This is a genomic window from Skermania sp. ID1734, assembly GCF_007489285.1.
GTDB lineage: Bacteria > Actinomycetota > Actinomycetes > Mycobacteriales > Mycobacteriaceae > ID1734.
The window spans coordinates 123,875-142,577 of record NZ_VLIY01000013.1 but is presented as its reverse complement, the minus strand read 5'-3'; the positions used below and the strand labels follow the sequence as shown (position 1 = coordinate 142,577).

The following is an 18,703-nucleotide window of genomic DNA, read 5'->3' as shown; positions in this document are numbered from 1 at the left end:
CGCCGAGCGGCGCGCCCGGTGGCCGAGGTGGTCGGTCGTCGCGTCAGTGCTCATGACACTGCAACTGATCGTGCGGGCTCTCGTGCTTTCCCGCGGCAATTTTTACTGGGACGACCTGATTCTCATCGGCCGTGCCGGTCGGCTATCGCTGTTCTCGGCGCAGTTTCTGCTGGACAACCACGATGGCCACTTGATGCCCGGTGCGTTCCTCATCGCCGGCGTGGTGACCCGGTTGGCGCCGTATGAATGGGTCTGGGCCGCGGCGACACTGCTGGTCCTGCAGGCGTGCGCGTCGGTTGCGGTGTTGCGTCTGCTCCGGCTGCTGCTGCGGGATCGCCCGATCACTCTCGTCCCGCTGGTGATCTACCTGTTCGGTCCGCTGACGCTGCCGTCGTTCGTGTGGTGGGCGGCCGGATTGAACGCGCTGCCGCTGCAGATCGGGCTGGCCTGGGTCACCGGCGACGCAATCCTGCTGATGCGCACGGGACGCCTGCGGTACGCGTACACGGGCACGGCGGCGTTCGCGTTCGCGCTGCTGTGCTTCGAAAAGTCGATTCTGGTGCCGCTGGTCGCGTTCGTCGTCGTGGCACTGCGAAACCGGATCGACGGCCGCAAGGCGGTTCGTGGCGCTGCGGCGTTGTGGGTCGGTTGCGGGATTGTCGCGGTCACATGGGTGGCGGTGTATGTGAGCGTGATCGGGCTTCCGCTCGGCCGGGACTCCGCGGCGCAGACCGTCGGACTCATCGAGCACGGCACCTTTCTGGGCCTGCTGCCGGCCCTGATCGGCGGCCCGTTGAGCTGGCAGCGGTGGTTGCCGAGCCCGCCGTGGGCGGATCCAGCCCCGGCGCTGGTGGTGCTGGCGTGGCTGCTGGTGCTGGGCGCCGTCGTCATCGGTTGTTACGCAAAGCGCGACGCCTGGCGGGTGGGTCTGGCCGTGGGCGCGTATGTAGTGCTGTGCGAGGCGGCGATGGTGCTGGCCCGGTCAGGGCCGAACACCGCCTACGAACTGGCCCAGACGTTGCGCTACTTCACCGACAGTTCCGTGGTGATCGCTGCCGGTATGGCCCTGGTCATCGCGGCTCCGTGGCGCCGCCGCATCCGGGTGCCGCGCCAAGCCGTGGTGGGCGCGACCGCACTGTTTCTCGTCGCGAGTCTGTGGTCGACGGCGACGTTCACCCGCTCCTGGCAGCTCGACGACACCGCGAATTACCTTGCTACTGCTCGGTCTTCGCTCGCCGACAACACCGGCACCCCAATGCTCGACCAGCCGGTTCCGCCGCGGGTGCTGCTGCCGATCGCGTATCCCGACAACCTGATAAGTCACGTCTTCTCGGCACTGCCGGTCCGGTCCGCATTCGCCGATTCCACACCCGTCTTGCGCATGCTCGACGATTCGGGACACGTCATCCCCGCCGGCGTCGGTCCGGCACGTGACATCCGGCAAGGTCCGGTGCCGCGCTGCGGCTACCGCATCGACGGCCTGACCACGGTCGCGCTCACCGGCGCCCTGCCGGAGTGGAACTGGACGGCCGAACTCAACTATCTGGCGAGCCGCGACGGGTCGATAATCGTGTGGTTTCCGCATGGGCGGGCGGTCACCGTACCGGTGCGACAAGGCTTGCACCAGGTGTATGTCCGGCTACGTGGCAGCGGCGATGCGCTGAATATCCAGGCCGCTACGTCCGGGCTGTCGTTGTGTCTCGGTGCCGGGCCGATCGGCGGGGTGTTACCAAAATCAGCAGGACACTAACCAAATCGACTGCGCCGCTGGGTTTCCCAGGTCGATGGGTGCGCCGCCGGCGGAACCGATCTGGACCGACATGGTGCCCGCGAAGTCGCGCCGCTCCACCACACGGACCACGGTGTCGAGCGCGATGCCCACGGAATCGAAGTAACGCAGCATGGCCGGGTCGGCGTCGGAGATGCGGGCGATCCGGCCACTTTCGCCGTCGCGAAAATCGCTGAGTTGGCGGGCCGGGGGAGTGGGCACCGCTCCGTCGATGGATGGAATCGGGTCGCCGTGCGGGTCCCGTTCGGGGAAGCCGAGTTTGGCGTCGATGCGCGACATCAACAGGTCGGAGACCGCGTGTTCGAGCACCTCCGCCTCGTCGTGCACCTCGTCCCAGCCGTAGCCGAGTTCGTTGACCAGAAAAGTCTCGAGCAACCGGTGCCGGCGAACCATGGCGACCGCGGCGCGGCGGCCTTCCTCGGTCAACGTGATGGACCCGTAGCGGGCGTGATCGACGAGGCCTTGATCGGCGAGTTTGCGGATAGCTTCGGAGACAGTGGAAGCCGAAACCCCGATCCGCTCGGCGACAAGCTTTGTCGAGACGCGTTCCGGCGACCATTCCTGCGCCGTCCAGATCACCTTCAGGTAATCCTGCGCGACCGGAGTGAGGCTCGATCCATCCGCGGCATCTCGTTTGTCGGGCACACCATGAGCTTAAAGGAGCACTACGGGCGCGAAACTGCGCTTATATCGCCGCTAGGCGGGTGCGGTGAGCTTCAGTCCCAACGCGCGGGCCGACTGCGCCATCCGCACGTCATAAGTGATGATCTGCTCGGCGCCGATCCGCACCGCCGCCGCGAGATGCAGAGCGTCGAGCGAGCGCAGGTGCTCTCCGGGCAGCAGACCAGCCGCCGTGAACAGCGAACCAGGTAGCTCATACAGGTCGACACCCTCGAGAAAGTCCGACACGGCGCTCTGGGTCAACGGTTCGATCCGATTCGCGGCGCGGCGCAGTTCGGTCTCGAGCAGCAGGCAGGCAACCAAATCTGGCTGCTCTGCATCGATCGCCTCGGCGAGTGCATCCGATTCGGCTTCAGCGAGCAGCAGTTTCAGTGCTGCGGAGGTGTCTAGGTACCAGCGGCTCACCGTTGCCCGCGCAGGTCGTCCAGAAGCGCCGGACTGTCGCCGGCCCACCTAACCCGATCCGCACGCGTGTAGGCACGACGCTTCGTGGCCGGTCGAATGCAGTGCAGGTCGGTTTCCGATGAGACCGGAGAAAGCAGCGCAACCGGGACACCCCGTCGCGTCACCACGTACGTCTCGCCGCGCTCGACACCGCGGATTACCTCGGCATTGTCGTTTCGAAGCTCACGCTGACTGATCGTCTTCACTCACCCAACGTAGCACCACGTAGCACCGTCGTGTGTCCGGTGAGACCAGTCGTGCACGCGTGATCACTACTTCCGTAGGCTCCACCTCGTGCACAGATGGCGAGGTCTCGACGAAATCCCAGCCGATTGGGGACGTTGCGTGCTTACCATCGGAGTCTTCGACGGCATTCACCGCGGTCACGCCGAACTGATTTCGCGCGCGGTGCGGGCCGCCGCCGAACGGCATGTACCGAGCGTGCTGATGACTTTCGACCCGCACCCGATGGAGGTCGTGCGTCCGGGCAGCCATCCGGCGCAGTTGACCACGCTGACCCGTCGCGCCGAACTTGCCGAGCAACTCGGCATCGACGTCTTCTGCGTCATGCCCTTCACCCACGAGTTCATGAAGCTGACCCCGGCCAGTTACGTGCACGACCTCCTGGTCGAACGACTGCATGTCGTCGAGGTGGTCGTCGGCGACAACTTCACCTTCGGCCGCAAGGCGTCGGGCACCGTCGAAACGATGCGGGAGATGGGTCAGCGATTCGGGTTCGAGGTCGACGCGGTGGAACTGCTGGCCGAACACGCGGTCACGTTCTCCTCCACCTACATTCGCGCTTGCGTCGACGCGGGCGATGTCCGGGCCGCGGCCGAGGCGCTGGGCCGGCCGCACCGGATCGAGGGCGTCGTGGTGCACGGCGACGGCCGGGGCCGCGCACTGGGCTATCCGACCGCAAATATTTCTCCGCCGATGTATGCGGCAATCCCCGCCGACGGCGTGTACGCGGGGTGGTTCACCGTGCTCGGCCCGGGCCCGGAGATCGGCGGGGTTCCGGTCGGCAAGCCGGCGCGCGCGGCCATCTCGGTCGGCACCAACCCGACCTTCTCCGGCCGGACCCGGACCGTAGAGGCGTTCGTGCTCGACGGCGAGGCCGATTTGTACGGCCAGCACGTCGCCGTGGACTTCGTCGAGCATCTGCGCGGCATGGAGGCGTTCGATTCGATCGAGGACCTCAAGGCTGAGATGGCCAATGACGTCGCACGTGCTCGCGAGGTGCTGGATCAGCAGCCCTGAGCGGCGATGGTAAAGTGTTCGGCCGTGTGTGCTGCGGTCCGCGGCGGCCACACTGCGGCGACGAAGTTCGCCAACTCAACTCAGTGCGCGGACTGAAACAACGGGAGCAGATCAGTGGCATTGACCACCGAGCAGAAGAAGCAGATTCTCAGCGAGTACGGCTTGCACGAGACCGACACCGGTTCGCCGGAGGCGCAGGTCGCGTTGCTGACCAAGCGCATCGTCGACCTCACCGAACACCTCAAGCAGCACAAGCACGACCACCACTCCCGCCGCGGCCTGCTGCTGCTGGTCGGACGCCGGCGTCGGTTGCTCAAGTACGTTCAGAAGGTCGACATCGCGCGCTACCGTTCGCTCATCGAGCGGCTGGGTCTGCGACGCTGAGTCGCAATCACGCGCGCAATCGCGAGGAAGCCAACGAGGCAACGCTTAGACTAAGCCTCGTTGGCTTTCGTGCATGTGGCGGAGCGCCACAGCAATGGAACTGACACACAAACCTGGTGGATGAGCCCATCCACCTGCCACTAGAGCCGTACCCACCTGCCAGTCGTGGCGTCGGTCTTCGGTAGTGGCTACTCGGGACGCCGCGAGCTGTCACCGGGGAGCTTCGATCGATGACCGCCACCGCGCAGCCGAGTCCAAGGGGACACGTGCCGGGTGAGCCGCGCCAGCGGGCGCTGAAGTTTTGCGCGTACGGCGCAGACGAGAGGTCACGTAGACAGAGATGACAACAACAGAAAACACAGGGGCAATCGAGGTCGAGGAAGGCGTTTTCGAATCCACCGCCGTCATCGACAACGGTAAGTTCGGTACCCGCACGATCCGCTTCGAAACCGGTCGCCTCGCCCGCCAAGCCGCCGGGTCGGTCGTCGCCTACCTCGACGACGACACCATGCTGCTCTCGGCCACCACGGCCAGCAAGCAGCCCAAGGAGCACTTCGATTTCTTCCCGCTCACCGTCGACGTCGAAGAGCGGATGTACGCCGCGGGTCGCATCCCCGGCTCCTTCTTCCGTCGCGAGGGCCGCCCGTCCACCGACGCGATCCTGACCTGCCGGTTGATCGACCGGCCGTTGCGCCCGTCGTTCGTCGACGGCCTGCGCAACGAGATCCAGGTCGTGGTCACCGTGATGAGCCTGGACCCGAACGACCTGTACGACGTGGTCGCCATCAACGCGGCGTCGGCGTCCACCCAGATCGCCGGGCTGCCGTTCTCCGGCCCGGTCGGTGGCGTGCGGGTGGCCCTGATCAGTGACTCCGATGGTCGCTCCACAGGCTCCGCTCCTGCCGGCCAGTGGGTGGCTTTCCCGACCGTCGAGCAGCTCGAGAACGCGGTGTTCGACATGGTCGTCGCCGGTCGGGTCACCGATTCCGGCGATGTGGCCATCATGATGGTCGAGGCCGAGGCCACCGAGAACGTCATCGAACTCATCGACGGCGGCGCGACCGCGCCCACCGAGTCGGTCGTCGCGGAGGGTCTCGAGGCCGCCAAGCCGTTCATCGCACGCCTGTGCAAGGCGCAGCAGGACCTCGCCGCCAAGGCCGCCAAGCCGACCGGCGAATACCCGCTGTATCCGGCCTACGCCGAAGATGCCTACGCCGCAGTCGAAGCCGCCGCCAAGGACAAGCTCGCGCAGGCGTTGACCATCGCCGGCAAGCAGGAGCGCGACGAGAAGACCGACGAGATTAAGCTCGAGATCCTCGGTCAGCTCGGCGAGCAGTTCGAGGGCCGGGAGAAGGAACTCGGTGCCGCCTTCCGGTCGCTGACCAAGAAGCTGGTGCGCCAGCGCATCCTGCGCGACAAGTTCCGCATCGACGGCCGCGGCATCACCGACATCCGGTCGCTGTCGGCCGAGGTCGCAGTGGTCCCGCGGGCACACGGCTCGGCGCTGTTCGAGCGCGGCGAGACTCAGATTCTGGGCATCACCACCCTCGACATGGTCAAGATGGCCCAGCAGATCGACTCGCTCGGCCCCGAAACCAGCAAGCGCTACATGCACCACTACAACTTCCCGCCGTATTCGACCGGTGAGACCGGCCGCGTCGGTTCGCCGAAGCGCCGCGAGATCGGCCACGGCGCACTGGCCGAACGGGCACTGATCCCGGTGCTGCCCAGCCAGGAGGAGTTCCCGTACGCCATCCGGCAGGTCTCCGAGGCGCTCGGTTCCAACGGCTCGACGTCCATGGGTTCGGTGTGCGCGTCGACGCTGTCGCTGCTCAATGCCGGTGTGCCGCTGAAGGCGCCGGTCGCGGGCATCGCGATGGGCCTCGTCTCCGACACGGTCGACAACGAGACCCGCTACGTGGCGCTGACCGACATTCTCGGCGCCGAGGACGCCTTCGGCGACATGGACTTCAAGGTCGCCGGCACCAAGGACTTCGTCACCGCGCTGCAGCTCGACACCAAGCTCGACGGCATTCCGTCCAAGGTGCTCGCCGGTGCTCTCGCGCAGGCGCACGACGCCCGCACTACGATCCTCGAGGTCATGGCCGAGGCGATCGACACGCCTGACGACATGAGCCCGCATGCCCCGCGGGTCACCGCGATCAAGGTGCCGGTTGACAAGATCGGCGAGGTGATCGGGCCCAAGGGCAAGGTGATCAACCAGATCACCGAGGAGACCGGCGCGAACATTTCCATCGAGGACGACGGCACTGTCTACGTCGGCGCGGCCGACGGACCCTCGGCGCAGGCCGCGATCGACAAGATCAACGCCATTGCCAATCCGCAGATGCCCAAGGTCGGCGAGCGTTTCCTCGGCACCGTTGTCAAGACGACGGCGTTCGGCGCGTTCGTCTCGTTGCTGCCGGGTCGTGACGGGCTGGTGCACATCAGCAAGCTCGGCAACGGCAAGCGGATCGCCAAGGTCGAGGACGTCGTCAACGTCGGCACCAAGCTGCGCGTGGAGATCGCCGATATCGACAACCGCGGCAAGATCTCGCTGATCCCGGTGCCCGAAGAGGACACAGCAGACGCTGCAGACGCTGCAGAGACGGCTGTCACTGCAGACACCGCAGCCGCTGCGTCCGACGCACCGGAGACCGGCGCCTCGCCGGAGGCCGCTGGTGATGAGTCGGCGGCCGCGCCCACCGCGGAGACGTCGGCTGAGTAAGCACCCCACCACACTGCTGATCACGAGCATTTGGTCGCCTTTCGAGCGTTTTTCGGCGCCATTTGCTCGTGATCAGCGGCGTAGTCGCACCAATCGCTACGCCGGGGCGGTCTCGGACGGCGTGGTGCAGCGCACGGTCCTGCCCGGCGGCGTACGCGTCGTCACCGAGCACGTGCCCGGCGTGCGCTCGGCCTCGGTTGGCATCTGGGTAGGCGTCGGCGCGCGCGACGAGGGCCGCACCGTGGCCGGCGCCGCGCATTTTCTCGAGCACCTGCTGTTCAAGGCGACACCGACGCGCAGTGCCCTCGACATCGCGCAGACCATGGATTCGGTGGGCGGCGAGCTCAACGCGTTCACCGCCAAGGAGCACACCTGCTTCTACGCGCACGTGCTCGACGACGATCTGCCGCTGGCGGTGGATCTGGTCAGCGACGTGGTGCTGCGCGGGCTGTGCCGCAGCGCCGACGTCGATGTGGAGCGCCAAGTGGTGCTTGAAGAGATTTCGATGCGCGACGACGACCCGGAGGATCTGGTCGGCGACGCGTTTCTGGGCGCGGTATTCGGTGATCATCCGATCGGGCGTCCGGTGATCGGCACAGTCGAGTCGATCGAATCGATGACCCGGCAGCAGCTGCATTCGTTCCACGTGCGCCGCTACACGCCGGAGCGCATGGTGGTTGCGGTGGCAGGAAACGTCGAGCATGAGCACACGGTGGAGTTGGTGCGGCGGGCCTTCGGTGACCGGCTGCGCCACGACGTGACTCCCGCTCCGCGTCGGGAAGGCAAGCTCCGATTGGCGCAGCAGCCGGCGCTGAGCCTGACGACGCGTGACAGCGAGCAGGCGCACATCTGCCTCGGCGTGCGGGCGTTCGGTCGGCACGAGGGCGATCACCGGTGGCCGCTGTCAGTGCTCAACACCGCGGTCGGCGGCGGGCTGAGTTCCAGGCTGTTCCAGCGGATCCGCGAGGAGCGTGGGCTGGCGTACTCGGTGTATTCCAGCGTCGACACCTTCGCCGATACCGGCGCATTCTCGGTGTATGCGGGCTGTCAGCCGGAAAACCTCGGCGCGGTAACGGAACTCGCGCGTGAGGTGCTGATCGACATCGCGGCCAACGGCATCAGCGACGCGGAGTGTGCGCGCGCGAAGGGCTCGCTGCGTGGCGGGCTGGTGCTCGGCTTGGAGGATTCCGGGTCACGGATGAACCGGATCGGTCGTAGCGAACTCAGCTACGGCAACCATCGCAGCATCTCGGAAACGCTGTCGCGGATCGACGCCGTCACCACAGAGCAGGTGGGCAATGTTGCTGCCGAGTTGTTGGCGGGCCCGCTCGGTGTCGCCGTAGTGGGACCGTACAAGCGAAAAAAGGACCTGCCCAAAGCGGTTCGCGCGCTCGTCGGCTGACGTGTGGCGGTGTCGGGCGGCGCTGGTAGGTTTCAGTTCGTCGCCGAAGGAAAGGCCAGCGAATGGCAGACAACGGCTCGTTGCTGTTCAACCCGAATACTTACCAGCCCCGGCACTTCGATGGCCAGACCCGTCGACTGCTGCGCGCGACCATCGACTGGTTCGAGGAGCGCGGTAAGCAGCAACTGCTGCGTGACGATCTCGACGCTGTCTGGGTCTCGGACTTTCTCGATTTCGTCAAACGTGAGCGATTGTTTGCGACGTTCCTTACCCCGTCCGAATATGCAGACGGGGACCCGAACAAGCGCTGGGACACGGCACGCAATGCGGCGCTGAGTGAGATCTTCGGCTTCTACGGCCTCGCCTACTGGTACACCGAGCAGGTCACCATCCTCGGTCTCGGCCCGATCTGGCAGAGCGAGAACAAAGACGCCAAGCTGCGGGCGGCTGAGCACCTCGACGCGGGCGGCGTCATGGCCTTCGGCTTGTCCGAGCGCGACCACGGCGCTGATATCTACAACACCGATCTTGTGCTCACTCCAGCGAGCGACGAAGACGCAAAGGACGGGATCGCGTTTCGCGCTTCGGGCGAGAAGTACTACATCGGCAACGGCAACGTCGCGTCCATGGTGTCGGTCTTCGGCCGGCGCGACGACGTCGCCGGGGCCGAGGGGTACATCTGGTTCGCGGCGGACAGCCAGCACCCCAACTATGAACTGATCGACAGCGTGGTGCACGGACAGATGTACGTCAGCCAGTTCCGGCTGCACGACTATCCGGTTCGCGAGGAAGACATTCTGCACGCCGGTCCGGAGGCGTTCTCGGCGGCGCTGAACACCGTCAACGTCGGCAAGTTCAACCTGTGCAGCGGCTCGATCGGGATGTGCGAGCACTCGTTTTACGAGGCCATCACGCACGCCAACAACCGCATCCTGTACGGCAATCCCGTCACCGACTTCCCGCATGTGCGTGCGGGTTTCGTCGACGCTTATGCCCGGCTGGTCGCGATGAAGCTGTTCAGTGACCGGGCTATCGACTACTTCCGCAGCGCCAGCCTCGACGACCGGCGTTATCTGCTGTTCAATCCGGTCACCAAGTCCAAGGTCACCTCCGAGGGGGAGACCGTGATGACACTGCTGAAAGACGTGATCGCGGCCAAGGCGTTCGAGAAGAACACCTATTTTTGCGAGGCGTCCCAGCTGATCGGCACGTTGCCGCGCCTCGAGGGCACGGTGCACGTCAACGTGGCGCAGATCCTCAAGTTCATGCCCAACTACCTGTTCAACCCCACCGAATATCCCGAAATCGGCACGCGCAACGATCCGGCGGACGACGTGTTCTTCTGGGCGCAGGGCCCGGCTCGGGGCGCGTCCAAGGTGCAATTCGCCGATTGGACCCGGGTGTACGAAAAGCATTCGAGCACAACGAATGTCGCGCGATTTTATGAACAAGCACAGGCCCTGAAGCAGTTGATGCTCACCGCGGCGCCGAGCGCCGAACAACAGCAGGATCTCGATTTCCTGCTGGTCGGCGGACACTTGTTCTCGCTGGTTGTCTACGGCCAGTTGATTCTCGAGCAGGCTGACATCATGGGCCTCGACGCGGACGTCCTCGATCAGATCTTCGATTTCCAGATCCGCGACTTCTCCGCACATGCCGTGACGCTGCTGGGCCGACCGAGTTCGACTACTGCGCAGCAGGAGTGGGCTCTTGGCGCCATTCGCAAGCCGGTCGTTGACACGGGCCGTTTCGACCGGGTGTGGGAACAGGTGGCCAGCTACGACGGCGCTTACGAGATGCGAGCCTGAGACTCATGAAGATTCGCGGCGCGGTTCTCGAGGAGATCGGTCGGCCACGGCCCTATGCCGAGAGCGGCCCGATCGTCGTCACCGAACTCGACTTGGACGAGCCGGGTCCCGGTGAGCTGCTCGTCCGTATCGAGGCCGCCGGCCTGTGCCACTCGGACCTGTCCGTAGTGGACGGCAGCCGGGTGCGTCCGGTACCCATGCTGCTCGGTCACGAGGCCGCGGGCCGGGTCGAAAAGCTCGGCGCCGGGGTCGATCCCGAGTTGCTCGGACGACGCGTGGTGATGACGTTCCTGCCCAGATGCGGTAACTGCGCGGGCTGCGCGTCGGACGGCCGGACGCCCTGTGTGCCGGGCAGCGCCGCCAACAATGCCGGAACCATGCTCGGTGGTGGGCGGCGGTTGTATCGCAACGGCACTGAGGTGCATCACCACCTCGGCGTATCGGGTTTCGCGACGCATGCGGTGGTGGATCGGCGCTCGGTGGTCGCGGTCGACGACGACATTCCGGCCGAGGTAGCGGCGGTGCTGGGCTGCGCGGTGTTGACCGGCGGCGGTGCCGTTCTCAACGCGGGCAAGCCCGTGCACGGCCAGAGCATCATGGTGGTCGGGCTCGGCGGGGTGGGGATGGCCGCTGTCTTGACAGCGGTGTCCCTCGGCATCGGTGACGTCATCGGCGTCGACGCGGTCGCCGCCAAGTTGGAGGACGCAACGGCGTTGGGCGCCAACGCGGTTTACACCCCGGCGCAGTTGAGCGAACAGGGTGTGACCGCCGATCTGGTCATCGAGGCCGTCGGCAACGCACGGGCCTTCGAGATGGCAGTGTCGGCGACGGCTGTCGGGGGCACCACGGTGACCGTCGGCCTCCCCGCGCCCGATGCGCTGGCGACCATCTCGCCATTGGGGTTAGTTGCGCAGGCGCGCACCATCATTGGCAGCTACCTGGGGTCGGCGCTGCCTGAGCGCGACATCCCGATCTACGCGCAGTTGTGGCGCAACGGGAAGTTGCCGGTTGACCGGTTGGTGTCGGCGCGGATCAGTTTGGACGAGATCAATGCCGGCATGGATGCGTTGGCAGCGGGAACGGCGCTGCGTCAGGTAATCGTGTTCTGACGCAAGGATTATCACGGAGGATGACTGTGGCGGGTGAGCCGATTCGGGTAGGTGTCTTCGGCGCCAAGGGCAAAGTGGGCCAGGCGATCTGTGCGGCTGTGGCGGCGGCCGACGACATGCAGTTGTCGGCGGCCGTAGACAAGGACGACCCGCGCGAGGCGTTCGTCGACACCAAGACGGAGGTGGTCGTCGACTTCACCCGCCCGGACGTGGTGATGGACAACCTGCAGTTCCTGATCGCCAACGGGATTCACGCGGTGGTAGGCACCACCGGATTCGACGAGGCCCGGCTCGACCAGGTGCGGCAGTGGTTGGCAGACAGCCCGGGGACCGGCGTGCTCATCGCGCCGAACTTCGCCATTGGTGCGGTGCTGTGCATGCGGTTCGCGCAGCAGGCGGCACGGTTCTTCGACTCCGTAGAGGTCATCGAATTGCATCACCCGAACAAGGTCGACGCGCCGTCGGGCACCGCCTACCGGACCGCCTCGCTCATCGCGGAGGCGCGCGCGGCCGCGGGTGTGGGCCCGAGTCCGGACGCCACCACCACCGCGCTGGAGGGTTCGCGCGGCGCCGAGGTGGACGGTGTGCATGTGCACTCGATTCGGCTGGCCGGCCTCGTGGCGCATCAAGAGGTGCTGCTCGGGACTGCGGGGGAGACGCTGACCATCCGGCACGACTCGATCGACCGGACGTCATTCGCGCCAGGTGTGTTGCTCGCTGTGCGCCAGATCGGGCAACGGCCCGGCCTGACCTTCGGCATCGAACCGTTGCTGGACCTATGAGCAGGCAAGTCATCCAGGTAGTCGCTTTCGTCGCATTTCTGGTCGCGGCGCTGGCTTTCTATTTCGTCCTGCTGGGGGAGCGCAGCGTCGCGCTGATCCGCGACGGCCGGCCGATCGCGATCGGTCTTGGCGTCGGGGTGCTGATCTTGCCGCTGCTCGGAGTCTGGGTGGTGGCCACGACCTTGCGAGCCGGGTTGCGGCATCAGCATCTGGCACGGCGGATCCACGACGAGGGGCTCGAACTCGACGTCAGCGATCTGCCGCGCAGGCCTTCCGGGCGGATCGAGCGCGACGCCGCTGACGCGCTGTTCGCCCGGGTAAAGACCGAATGGGAGGCCGACCCGGACAGTTGGCGAAACTCCTACCGGTTGGCCCGGGCCTATGACTATGCGGGCGACCGGAGTCGGGCGCGTGAAGCAATGCGGCGGGCAGTGGCGCTGGAGCGGCTCGAGACGGCCAAATGAGTACTCTCCTGCTCATCCATCACACGCCGTCTCCGTTCATGCAGGAGATGTTCGAGGCGGTCGTGAAGGGCGCGACCGATCCCGAGATCGAGGGCGTGGATGTCGTTCGGCGGCCGGCGTTGACCGTCTCCGCGACCGACGTCCTGGAAGCCGACGGCTACCTTCTCGGCACCCCGGCGAACCTCGGTTACATGAGCGGTGCGCTGAAACACGCCTTCGACTGCATTTACTATCCGTGCCTGGATTCGACGGGCGGGCGCCCGTTCGGGCTATACATGCATGGCAATCAGGGCACCGAAGGTGCAGAGCGTGGTGTCACGTCGATCACCACCGGACTGGGCTGGGTGAAAGCCGCTGAGTACGTAGTGGTCTCGGGTAAGCCGACGAAACAGGACTTGGAAGCCTGCTGGGAGTTGGGCGCGACGGTCGCTGCGTCGATGATGGCCTGAGGATGTGCTGACCGGCGACCTATGACTTCGGCCGATTCTCCACGTACTTCGCAAAGTCCTTGCTCCCCGACGTGAGCGCCCCGCCGAGCACCTTCTTCAACAGAAAGCCCGGCATTGGCACCTTCACGTCGATTTCCAACTCGAACAGCACGTGGGTGCCGTTGTCGGTCGGTGTTAGCGTGTAGGACCCGACTTGCTTGGATTGCACACCGCTCGACACCAACGTCCAGGTCACCTTGTGGTCGTCGTCCCAGGTGTAGTCGGTGACCTCTTCGTCGCTGAACCCCGCGGTGCTGACCTTCGCGCGCACGCGTTTCGGCCGGCCGTCGTCGTAACGAGTCTCGGCTTCGGCCGAGCGGTGCGCCTTAGATCGATTGGGAAGTTCTTCGACAGCCGCGACCACCGCCATCACCTCGGCAGGGGTGGCCTTGACATCGAATTCTTTGCTTCCGGAAACCGCCATGCCCAACTCCCGCCCGCGCTGCGACTAGAACAAGTTCTAATAGTAGCGGTTGTTGCCGCCGCGCCACATCTGATCGCGCAAGGCGCCCTGCACTACGTTGGAGAGCCAGGCGTTCAGCGACTGCCCGCTCTGCGCGGCGGCCTCCTCGGCACGGGCCTTGATCTGCTCGACCAGACGCAGCGTCACCCGACTGATGTCGCCGGTCATCTCCTCGAAGGAGGGGTGCCCAGGCGATTCGGTGTATTCGTCCTTCGCTCGAACATCGGCGCGCACGTGCGTGCCATCGCTTTCCACGTGCACGGACACATGCTCGAGCGATTCATTGACCGACGCGGCGAAGTCGGACAAAGCATTGAGCAGCATTAATCGTGCGGACGTGGCTGCCGCAGTGGACAGCGCGTCCGCAATCTGTTGGGTTCGCTCGTCGCCGAGCGCGGCCGCGGCGCGCAAATCGTCGCGTAATCGGGCGGTGTAGGTATCGAGATCCATGACGCCATGGTGACGCCATATCTGACGCCAGTCAATGACCGAAAATTACAGGTCAAGCGCCACGCGTAACGCCATATCGACCTGCTCCATCACGTCGTCCGAAACTTGGGCGAGAAGCGCCTCAAAGCGGGACGGTTCAGCCCTGAACAGCCCCATGCAACGCGCATAACCGATGCCGTCGCCAAGGCTGACCGTTAGCAGGCCGAGCGTGGTGAAGGAGGATTCGATTTCGGTGACGTCGACAACGATTGGCAGGCGCGCGTAGTTGAGCATGTCGCTCGATACCACCAGCACTCGCGGCGTTCGAGTGGTCGATGTGTACGACCACACCTCGCCACGCCTCATATCGCCGTAGTTTACGGATATGCCTTCTTATCCCAACGTTGCGATCATCGGCGGCCAGGCAAAGTGGCGCTGCTCGCCGCGCCGATGCTTGTCGACGCCGGCTATCGGGTGACGTCGATCATCCGCAACCCAGACCACGCGGGCGACGTCGCACAAACGGGTGCCACGCCGCGGGTTGCGGACGTGGAGAACCTCGATGACGCCGGCACCGACGAGTTACTATGCGGATTCGACGCGGTGGTGTGGTCGGCTGGCGCGGGTGGCGGAAATCCCGCGCGAACCTACGCCGTCGACCGCGACGCCGCAATCCGCAGCATGGATTCGGCGGCGCGATCCGGCGTCACTCGCTACGTGATGGTCTCCTACTTCGGTGCCGGCACTGACGACGGCGTTGACCCGTCGAACTCGTTCTTCCACTACGCCGAAGCCAAGGCTGCGGCCGACGCTCACCTGACGGCCAGCAACCTCGACTGGACCATCCTCAAACCCAGCCGCCTCACCCTCGACGAGCCGACCGGACGGATCTCGGTGGGCGGTTCCGCGCAAAGCGTCAGCCGCGGCGACGTGGCGGCAACGATCGTCGCCGCGCTGGACCACGACACGACAATCGGTCGGCAGTACGCCTACAACAATGGCGATGAACTGATCACCGACGCGATCCGTTAGTGGCGACACGCCGATCGGCGACACGATCGGAGTAGCTGTCGCGTGGTGGGGTCCGAATGTCACCGGGTAGCCTTCTGACCATGACCAACGGTGAATCCGCCACGACTTCTGGGCGGCCTTTCGGCACAGTTTCCGTCGCGATGGTGACTCCTTTTACTGCCGAGGGAAAGCTGGATGTCGATGGGGGTGTCCGGCTCGCGGCCCACTTGGTCGACAAGGGTTGCGACGGTCTGGTCCTCGCCGGTACCACCGGTGAATCGCCGACCACCACGGAGCAGGAAAAGCTGGAGTTGCTGAGCGCCGTCGTGCAGGCGGTGGGCGATCGCGCCAAGATCATCGCCGGAGCCGGCAGCAACGACACGGCACACAGCGTCGAGCTCGCGCGCGACGCCGCCCGCGCGGGAGCGGACGGACTGCTCGTGGTCACCCCGTACTACTCGCGGCCCACTCAAGATGGTCTGTACGCGCATTTCACGGCTGTTGCCGACGCCACCGACCTGCCGGTGTGTCTTTACGACATCCCGCCACGGTCCGTGGTGCCCATCGAGTTCGGCACTATTCAGCGCCTCGCCGAGCATCCGCGCATCGTCGCAATGAAGGACGCCAAGGGCGACCTCAACGCCGGTGCCGAGCTCATCGGCACCACCGGACTGGACTTTTACTCCGGTGACGACGCATTGAACCTGCCGTGGCTGTCGGTCGGCGCGGTGGGGTTCGTCAGCGTGATCGGACACCTGGTGCCCGGACATCTGCGTGAACTGCACGAGGCCTTCAACCGCGGCGACGTCGTCCGGGCACGCGAAATAAACTTGTCGCTCACCCGATTGACCCGCACGGTCTCCTGGATCGGTGGAGCTCCCGCGTCAAAGGCGGGGTTGCGCGTGCTGGGCATAGACGTCGGCGAGCCACGGCTGCCGATTGTTGCCGCCACGAAGGAGCAATCCGACGAGCTTGCCGCCGCTCTGGCGGAACTGGGAGTCGCGTGAGTAGGCCGCAGCGGTCACGGGGACGTGCCACGCGCAGCGCCGGTCCGCCGCAAACGTCCGCGGCGCAGCAGCGTCCCGACCGGCGACCACCGGTCGTCGATGCGGCCGATCCCGCGGCCAAGCTCGGTACCCCGCCGAAGCCGCCGAAGGGTTCGCTGCGGGTAGTCGCGCTCGGCGGCATCGGCGAAATCGGCCGCAACATGACGGTTTTCGAGCACGACGGCCGACTGCTCATCGTCGACTGCGGCGTGCTGTTTCCGGAGGACCAGCAGCCCGGCGTCGACCTGATCCTGCCCGACTTCCGGCACATCGAGGACCGGATGTCCGATGTCGAGGCGCTCGTGCTCACGCACGGTCACGAGGACCACATCGGTGCGGTGCCGTTCCTGCTGCGGCTGCGCCCGGACATCCCGGTGGTCGGGTCGAAGTTCACGCTCGCTCTCGTTGCGGCGAAGTGTCGCGAGCATCACCAGCAGCCCAGGCTCATCGAAGTCACCGAGGGCCAGCGCACCACGCACGGGCCGTTCGAGTGCGAATACTTTGCGGTGAACCACTCGATTCCCGATGCGATCGCCGTCGCGATCCGTACCTCCGCCGGCGTCGCGCTGCATACCGGCGACATCAAGCTCGACCAGCTGCCGCTCGATGGACGCCTCACCGATTTGGCCGGATTCTCTCGCCTCGGCGACGAAGGCGTCGACCTGTTGCTGATCGATTCGACGAATGCGGAGGTCCCGGGCTTCGTCACCCCCGAGCGCGAGATCGGCGGCGTGCTCGACAACGTCATCGGCAAGGCGAAGCAACGAGTGATCGTCGCATCGTTCGCCAGCCACGTGCACCGCATCCAGCAAGTCGTCGACGTCGCGCACCGATACGGCCGTCGGGTGTGCTTCATCGGTCGGTCGATGGTGCGCAACATGGGCATCGCGCAGGAACTGGGCTACCTCTACGTCCCGGACGGCGTCGAGGTTGATATAGACACGGCCGCAACACTTCCCGACCACAAGCTGGTACTCATCTCCACTGGTTCACAGGGGGAGCCGCTGTCGGCCTTGGCTCGGATGGCCCGTGGCGAGCATTCGCAGATCAACATTCGTAGCGATGACCTCGTCGTGTTGGCGTCCTCGCTCATTCCCGGCAACGAGAACTCGGTCTTTGCCGTGGTCAATGGCCTGGCTCGGCGCGGCGCCACCGTGATCACCCAGCAGAACGCGAAGGTGCACGTGTCGGGCCACGCGTCGGCGGGGGAGTTGCTCTACCTGTACAACGCGGTGCGGCCGAGCAACGCCATGCCGGTGCACGGGGAGTGGCGGCACCTGCGCGCGAACGCCGCGCTGGCCGAGGCCACCGGTGTGCCGAAGGAGCGCATCGTTCTCGCTGAGGACGGCGTGGTGGTCGACGTTGTGGACGGAATCGCGCAAATTGTGGGCCGGGTGCCTGTGGGGCATGTGTATGTCGACGGCCTGTCCGTGGGCGATGTCGGCGACTCGACCCTGTCGGATCGGCTGATCTTGGGGGAGGGCGGCTTCATCTCGATCACGCTGGCTATCGATTCGACCACCGGGAAGGCCGTGAGCACACCGGAAGTCAGCGGGCGCGGATTTTCCGACGACCCCGCGGCCTTGAAGGAGGCCGCGCAACTCGTGGAGGCTGAGCTGGTCCGGCTAGCAGCCGAGGGCGTCACCGACACCCATCGGGTCGCCCAGGGCGTGCGCCGCATTGTCGGGCGCTGGGTGTCGGAGAAGTACCGACGGCGACCGATGATCGTGCCGACGGTGATTGGGGTCTGATGACTCTCGCGCAACGGGAACGGCAGGCACTCGCCGCGACGATGGCTGAGACCGGTCCGGACGCCCCCACGCTCTGCGGTGATTGGACAGTTCGGGACCTGGCCGCACACCTGGTTATTCGCGAACGCCGTCCAGATACGGGTCCGGGCATCCTGATCAAGCAACTGGCCGGCTACACCGAACGGGTGCGCCGCAAAGTCGCGCGGGAAGAGTTCGCGCATCTACTCGACCAGATTCGCAGCGGACCGCCCGTGTGGTCGCCGCTGCGACCGGTGGACACTTTCGCGAATACCACCGAAATGTTCGTCCACCACGAGGACGTTCGTCGCGGCAGACCTGGCTGGGAACCGCGCCGACTCGACGATCGGGACGAGGCCACGCTGTGGTCGGCCGTGCGCAGAATGGGCCGAATGGCCTACCGCTCGGCTCCGGTGACCGTGGTTCTCGCGACACCGGACGGGCGTCGGGAGGTCGTGCACAAGGGCGGTGACTCGACGGTCACGATCACCGCCAAACCGTCGGAGTTGCTGTTGCACGCGTTCGGTCGTGACGAGGTGCGCATCGAGGCGACTGGCGAGCCCCACGCCGTGCAAGCGGTACTGGGATTGGACCGCAGCATCTGATGCGCCACTGATATCACAACCTCTTCCTTACTGAGACAGGT

The 18,703-nt window shown here is 65.7% G+C and carries 20 protein-coding genes; 14 read left to right on the top strand and 6 right to left on the bottom strand.

Going from position 1 to position 18,703, the window contains the following annotated elements; genetic code table 11:
- Nucleotides 1-52: 52 nt before the first annotated feature.
- Entirely contained in the window at nt 53-1,750 is a 1,698-nt protein-coding gene (locus FOS14_RS17250) for a hypothetical protein (RefSeq protein ID WP_370512251.1), read from the top strand.
- On the opposite strand, the gene mntR is transcribed toward FOS14_RS17250, so the two are convergent.
- From mntR to FOS14_RS17235, 3 genes are read right to left on the bottom strand one after another with little or no spacing between them, the layout of a single operon-like run.
- Nucleotides 1,736-2,434: a manganese-binding transcriptional regulator MntR gene (gene mntR, locus FOS14_RS17245; protein ID WP_143772041.1), complete on the bottom strand. Its 699-nt coding sequence runs from the start codon at nt 2,432-2,434 to the stop codon at nt 1,736-1,738. The two genes, FOS14_RS17250 and mntR, sit on opposite strands and share 15 nt — an antisense overlap.
- A gap of 51 nt (nt 2,435-2,485) precedes the next feature.
- A complete protein-coding gene (locus tag FOS14_RS17240) occupies nt 2,486-2,875 on the bottom strand; it encodes a type II toxin-antitoxin system VapC family toxin (RefSeq protein ID WP_143772040.1) in 390 nt (129 codons plus the stop codon).
- Nucleotides 2,872-3,120, bottom strand: a complete 249-nt coding sequence (locus tag FOS14_RS17235) for a type II toxin-antitoxin system Phd/YefM family antitoxin (RefSeq protein ID WP_143772039.1) — start codon at nt 3,118-3,120, stop codon at nt 2,872-2,874. The genes FOS14_RS17240 and FOS14_RS17235 overlap by 4 nt, the downstream gene beginning before the upstream one ends.
- 88 nt (nt 3,121-3,208) lie before the next feature.
- Here FOS14_RS17235 and FOS14_RS17230 point away from each other — a divergent pair, with 88 nt between their 5' ends.
- The 9 genes from FOS14_RS17230 to FOS14_RS17190 all read left to right on the top strand — a co-directional run bounded on the left by FOS14_RS17230 (nt 3,209) and on the right by FOS14_RS17190 (nt 13,300).
- The gene (locus FOS14_RS17230; protein ID WP_143772038.1) at nt 3,209-4,174 is read left to right on the top strand and encodes a bifunctional riboflavin kinase/FAD synthetase; all 966 of its coding nucleotides are present in this window, start codon (nt 3,209-3,211) and stop codon (nt 4,172-4,174) included.
- A gap of 114 nt (nt 4,175-4,288) precedes the next feature.
- On the top strand, nt 4,289-4,558 hold the full coding sequence (gene rpsO, locus FOS14_RS17225; RefSeq protein WP_143772037.1) for a 30S ribosomal protein S15: 270 nt from the start codon (nt 4,289-4,291) through the stop codon (nt 4,556-4,558).
- 340 nt (nt 4,559-4,898) lie between these two features.
- Nucleotides 4,899-7,286: a polyribonucleotide nucleotidyltransferase gene (locus tag FOS14_RS17220; protein ID WP_255450419.1), complete on the top strand. Its 2,388-nt coding sequence runs from the start codon at nt 4,899-4,901 to the stop codon at nt 7,284-7,286.
- Between the two features lie 121 nt (nt 7,287-7,407).
- Nucleotides 7,408-8,688, top strand: a complete 1,281-nt coding sequence (locus FOS14_RS17215) for a pitrilysin family protein (protein WP_255450418.1) — start codon at nt 7,408-7,410, stop codon at nt 8,686-8,688.
- A 62-nt stretch (nt 8,689-8,750) separates the two neighbouring features.
- Entirely contained in the window at nt 8,751-10,496 is a 1,746-nt protein-coding gene (locus tag FOS14_RS17210) for an acyl-CoA dehydrogenase family protein (RefSeq protein WP_143772035.1), read from the top strand.
- Between the two features lie 5 nt (nt 10,497-10,501).
- Entirely contained in the window at nt 10,502-11,605 is a 1,104-nt protein-coding gene (locus FOS14_RS17205) for an alcohol dehydrogenase catalytic domain-containing protein (RefSeq protein ID WP_143772034.1), read from the top strand.
- 20 nt (nt 11,606-11,625) lie between these two features.
- Complete coding sequence (gene dapB, locus FOS14_RS17200; RefSeq protein WP_143772033.1) at nt 11,626-12,387, top strand: 4-hydroxy-tetrahydrodipicolinate reductase; 762 nt, start codon at nt 11,626-11,628, stop codon at nt 12,385-12,387.
- Entirely contained in the window at nt 12,384-12,851 is a 468-nt protein-coding gene (locus FOS14_RS17195) for a hypothetical protein (RefSeq protein ID WP_143772032.1), read from the top strand. Before dapB ends, FOS14_RS17195 begins: the two co-directional genes overlap by 4 nt.
- The gene (locus tag FOS14_RS17190) at nt 12,848-13,300 is read left to right on the top strand and encodes a flavodoxin family protein (RefSeq protein WP_143772031.1); all 453 of its coding nucleotides are present in this window, start codon (nt 12,848-12,850) and stop codon (nt 13,298-13,300) included. Before FOS14_RS17195 ends, FOS14_RS17190 begins: the two co-directional genes overlap by 4 nt.
- Before the next feature lie 19 nt (nt 13,301-13,319).
- On the opposite strand, the gene FOS14_RS17185 is transcribed toward FOS14_RS17190, so the two are convergent.
- From FOS14_RS17185 to FOS14_RS17175, 3 genes are read right to left on the bottom strand one after another with little or no spacing between them, the layout of a single operon-like run.
- Nucleotides 13,320-13,763 carry an SRPBCC family protein gene (locus FOS14_RS17185; RefSeq protein WP_143772030.1) on the bottom strand — a complete coding sequence of 148 codons (444 nt, stop codon included), beginning with the start codon at nt 13,761-13,763 and terminating at the stop codon, nt 13,320-13,322.
- 36 nt (nt 13,764-13,799) lie between these two features.
- The gene (locus FOS14_RS17180) at nt 13,800-14,252 is read right to left on the bottom strand and encodes a hypothetical protein (protein ID WP_143772029.1); all 453 of its coding nucleotides are present in this window, start codon (nt 14,250-14,252) and stop codon (nt 13,800-13,802) included.
- A gap of 45 nt (nt 14,253-14,297) precedes the next feature.
- The gene (locus tag FOS14_RS17175; RefSeq protein ID WP_143772028.1) at nt 14,298-14,597 is read right to left on the bottom strand and encodes a type II toxin-antitoxin system PemK/MazF family toxin; all 300 of its coding nucleotides are present in this window, start codon (nt 14,595-14,597) and stop codon (nt 14,298-14,300) included.
- Between the two features lie 84 nt (nt 14,598-14,681).
- Between FOS14_RS17175 and FOS14_RS17170 the strand changes: the two genes are divergently transcribed.
- From FOS14_RS17170 to FOS14_RS17155, 4 genes are all read left to right on the top strand, one after another.
- A complete protein-coding gene (locus FOS14_RS17170; protein ID WP_143772071.1) occupies nt 14,682-15,263 on the top strand; it encodes an SDR family oxidoreductase in 582 nt (193 codons plus the stop codon).
- Nucleotides 15,264-15,343: 80 nt separating this feature from the next.
- Nucleotides 15,344-16,249 carry a 4-hydroxy-tetrahydrodipicolinate synthase gene (gene dapA / locus FOS14_RS17165; RefSeq protein ID WP_143772027.1) on the top strand — a complete coding sequence of 302 codons (906 nt, stop codon included), beginning with the start codon at nt 15,344-15,346 and terminating at the stop codon, nt 16,247-16,249.
- Nucleotides 16,246-18,039 (top strand): ribonuclease J, encoded by a 1,794-nt coding sequence (locus tag FOS14_RS17160; RefSeq protein WP_143772026.1) that lies wholly within the window; start codon nt 16,246-16,248, stop codon nt 18,037-18,039. The genes dapA and FOS14_RS17160 overlap by 4 nt, the downstream gene beginning before the upstream one ends.
- Nucleotides 18,039-18,662, top strand: coding sequence for a TIGR03085 family metal-binding protein (locus tag FOS14_RS17155; protein ID WP_143772025.1), 624 nt, complete (start codon nt 18,039-18,041; stop codon nt 18,660-18,662). The genes FOS14_RS17160 and FOS14_RS17155 overlap by 1 nt, the downstream gene beginning before the upstream one ends.
- Nucleotides 18,663-18,703: the final 41 nt, after the last annotated feature.

What these genes read in the sequence shown, in the direction of transcription:
- FOS14_RS17250 (WP_370512251.1), top strand. Translation starts at nt 53, where the DNA reads ATGACACTGCAACTGATCGTGCGGGCTCTCGTGCTTTCCCGCGGCAAT.
- FOS14_RS17220 (WP_255450419.1), top strand. Translation starts at nt 4,899, where the DNA reads ATGACAACAACAGAAAACACAGGGGCAATCGAGGTCGAGGAAGGCGTT.
- FOS14_RS17210 (WP_143772035.1), top strand. Translation starts at nt 8,751, where the DNA reads ATGGCAGACAACGGCTCGTTGCTGTTCAACCCGAATACTTACCAGCCC.
- FOS14_RS17205 (WP_143772034.1), top strand. Translation starts at nt 10,502, where the DNA reads ATGAAGATTCGCGGCGCGGTTCTCGAGGAGATCGGTCGGCCACGGCCC.
- dapB (WP_143772033.1), top strand. Translation starts at nt 11,626, where the DNA reads ATGACTGTGGCGGGTGAGCCGATTCGGGTAGGTGTCTTCGGCGCCAAG.
- FOS14_RS17195 (WP_143772032.1), top strand. Translation starts at nt 12,384, where the DNA reads ATGAGCAGGCAAGTCATCCAGGTAGTCGCTTTCGTCGCATTTCTGGTC.
- FOS14_RS17190 (WP_143772031.1), top strand. Translation starts at nt 12,848, where the DNA reads ATGAGTACTCTCCTGCTCATCCATCACACGCCGTCTCCGTTCATGCAG.
- FOS14_RS17185 (WP_143772030.1), bottom strand. Translation starts at nt 13,763, where the DNA reads ATGGCGGTTTCCGGAAGCAAAGAATTCGATGTCAAGGCCACCCCTGCC.
- FOS14_RS17180 (WP_143772029.1), bottom strand. Translation starts at nt 14,252, where the DNA reads ATGGATCTCGATACCTACACCGCCCGATTACGCGACGATTTGCGCGCC.
- FOS14_RS17175 (WP_143772028.1), bottom strand. Translation starts at nt 14,597, where the DNA reads ATGAGGCGTGGCGAGGTGTGGTCGTACACATCGACCACTCGAACGCCG.
- FOS14_RS17170 (WP_143772071.1), top strand. Translation starts at nt 14,682, where the DNA reads ATGCTTGTCGACGCCGGCTATCGGGTGACGTCGATCATCCGCAACCCA.
- dapA (WP_143772027.1), top strand. Translation starts at nt 15,344, where the DNA reads ATGACCAACGGTGAATCCGCCACGACTTCTGGGCGGCCTTTCGGCACA.
- FOS14_RS17155 (WP_143772025.1), top strand. Translation starts at nt 18,039, where the DNA reads ATGACTCTCGCGCAACGGGAACGGCAGGCACTCGCCGCGACGATGGCT.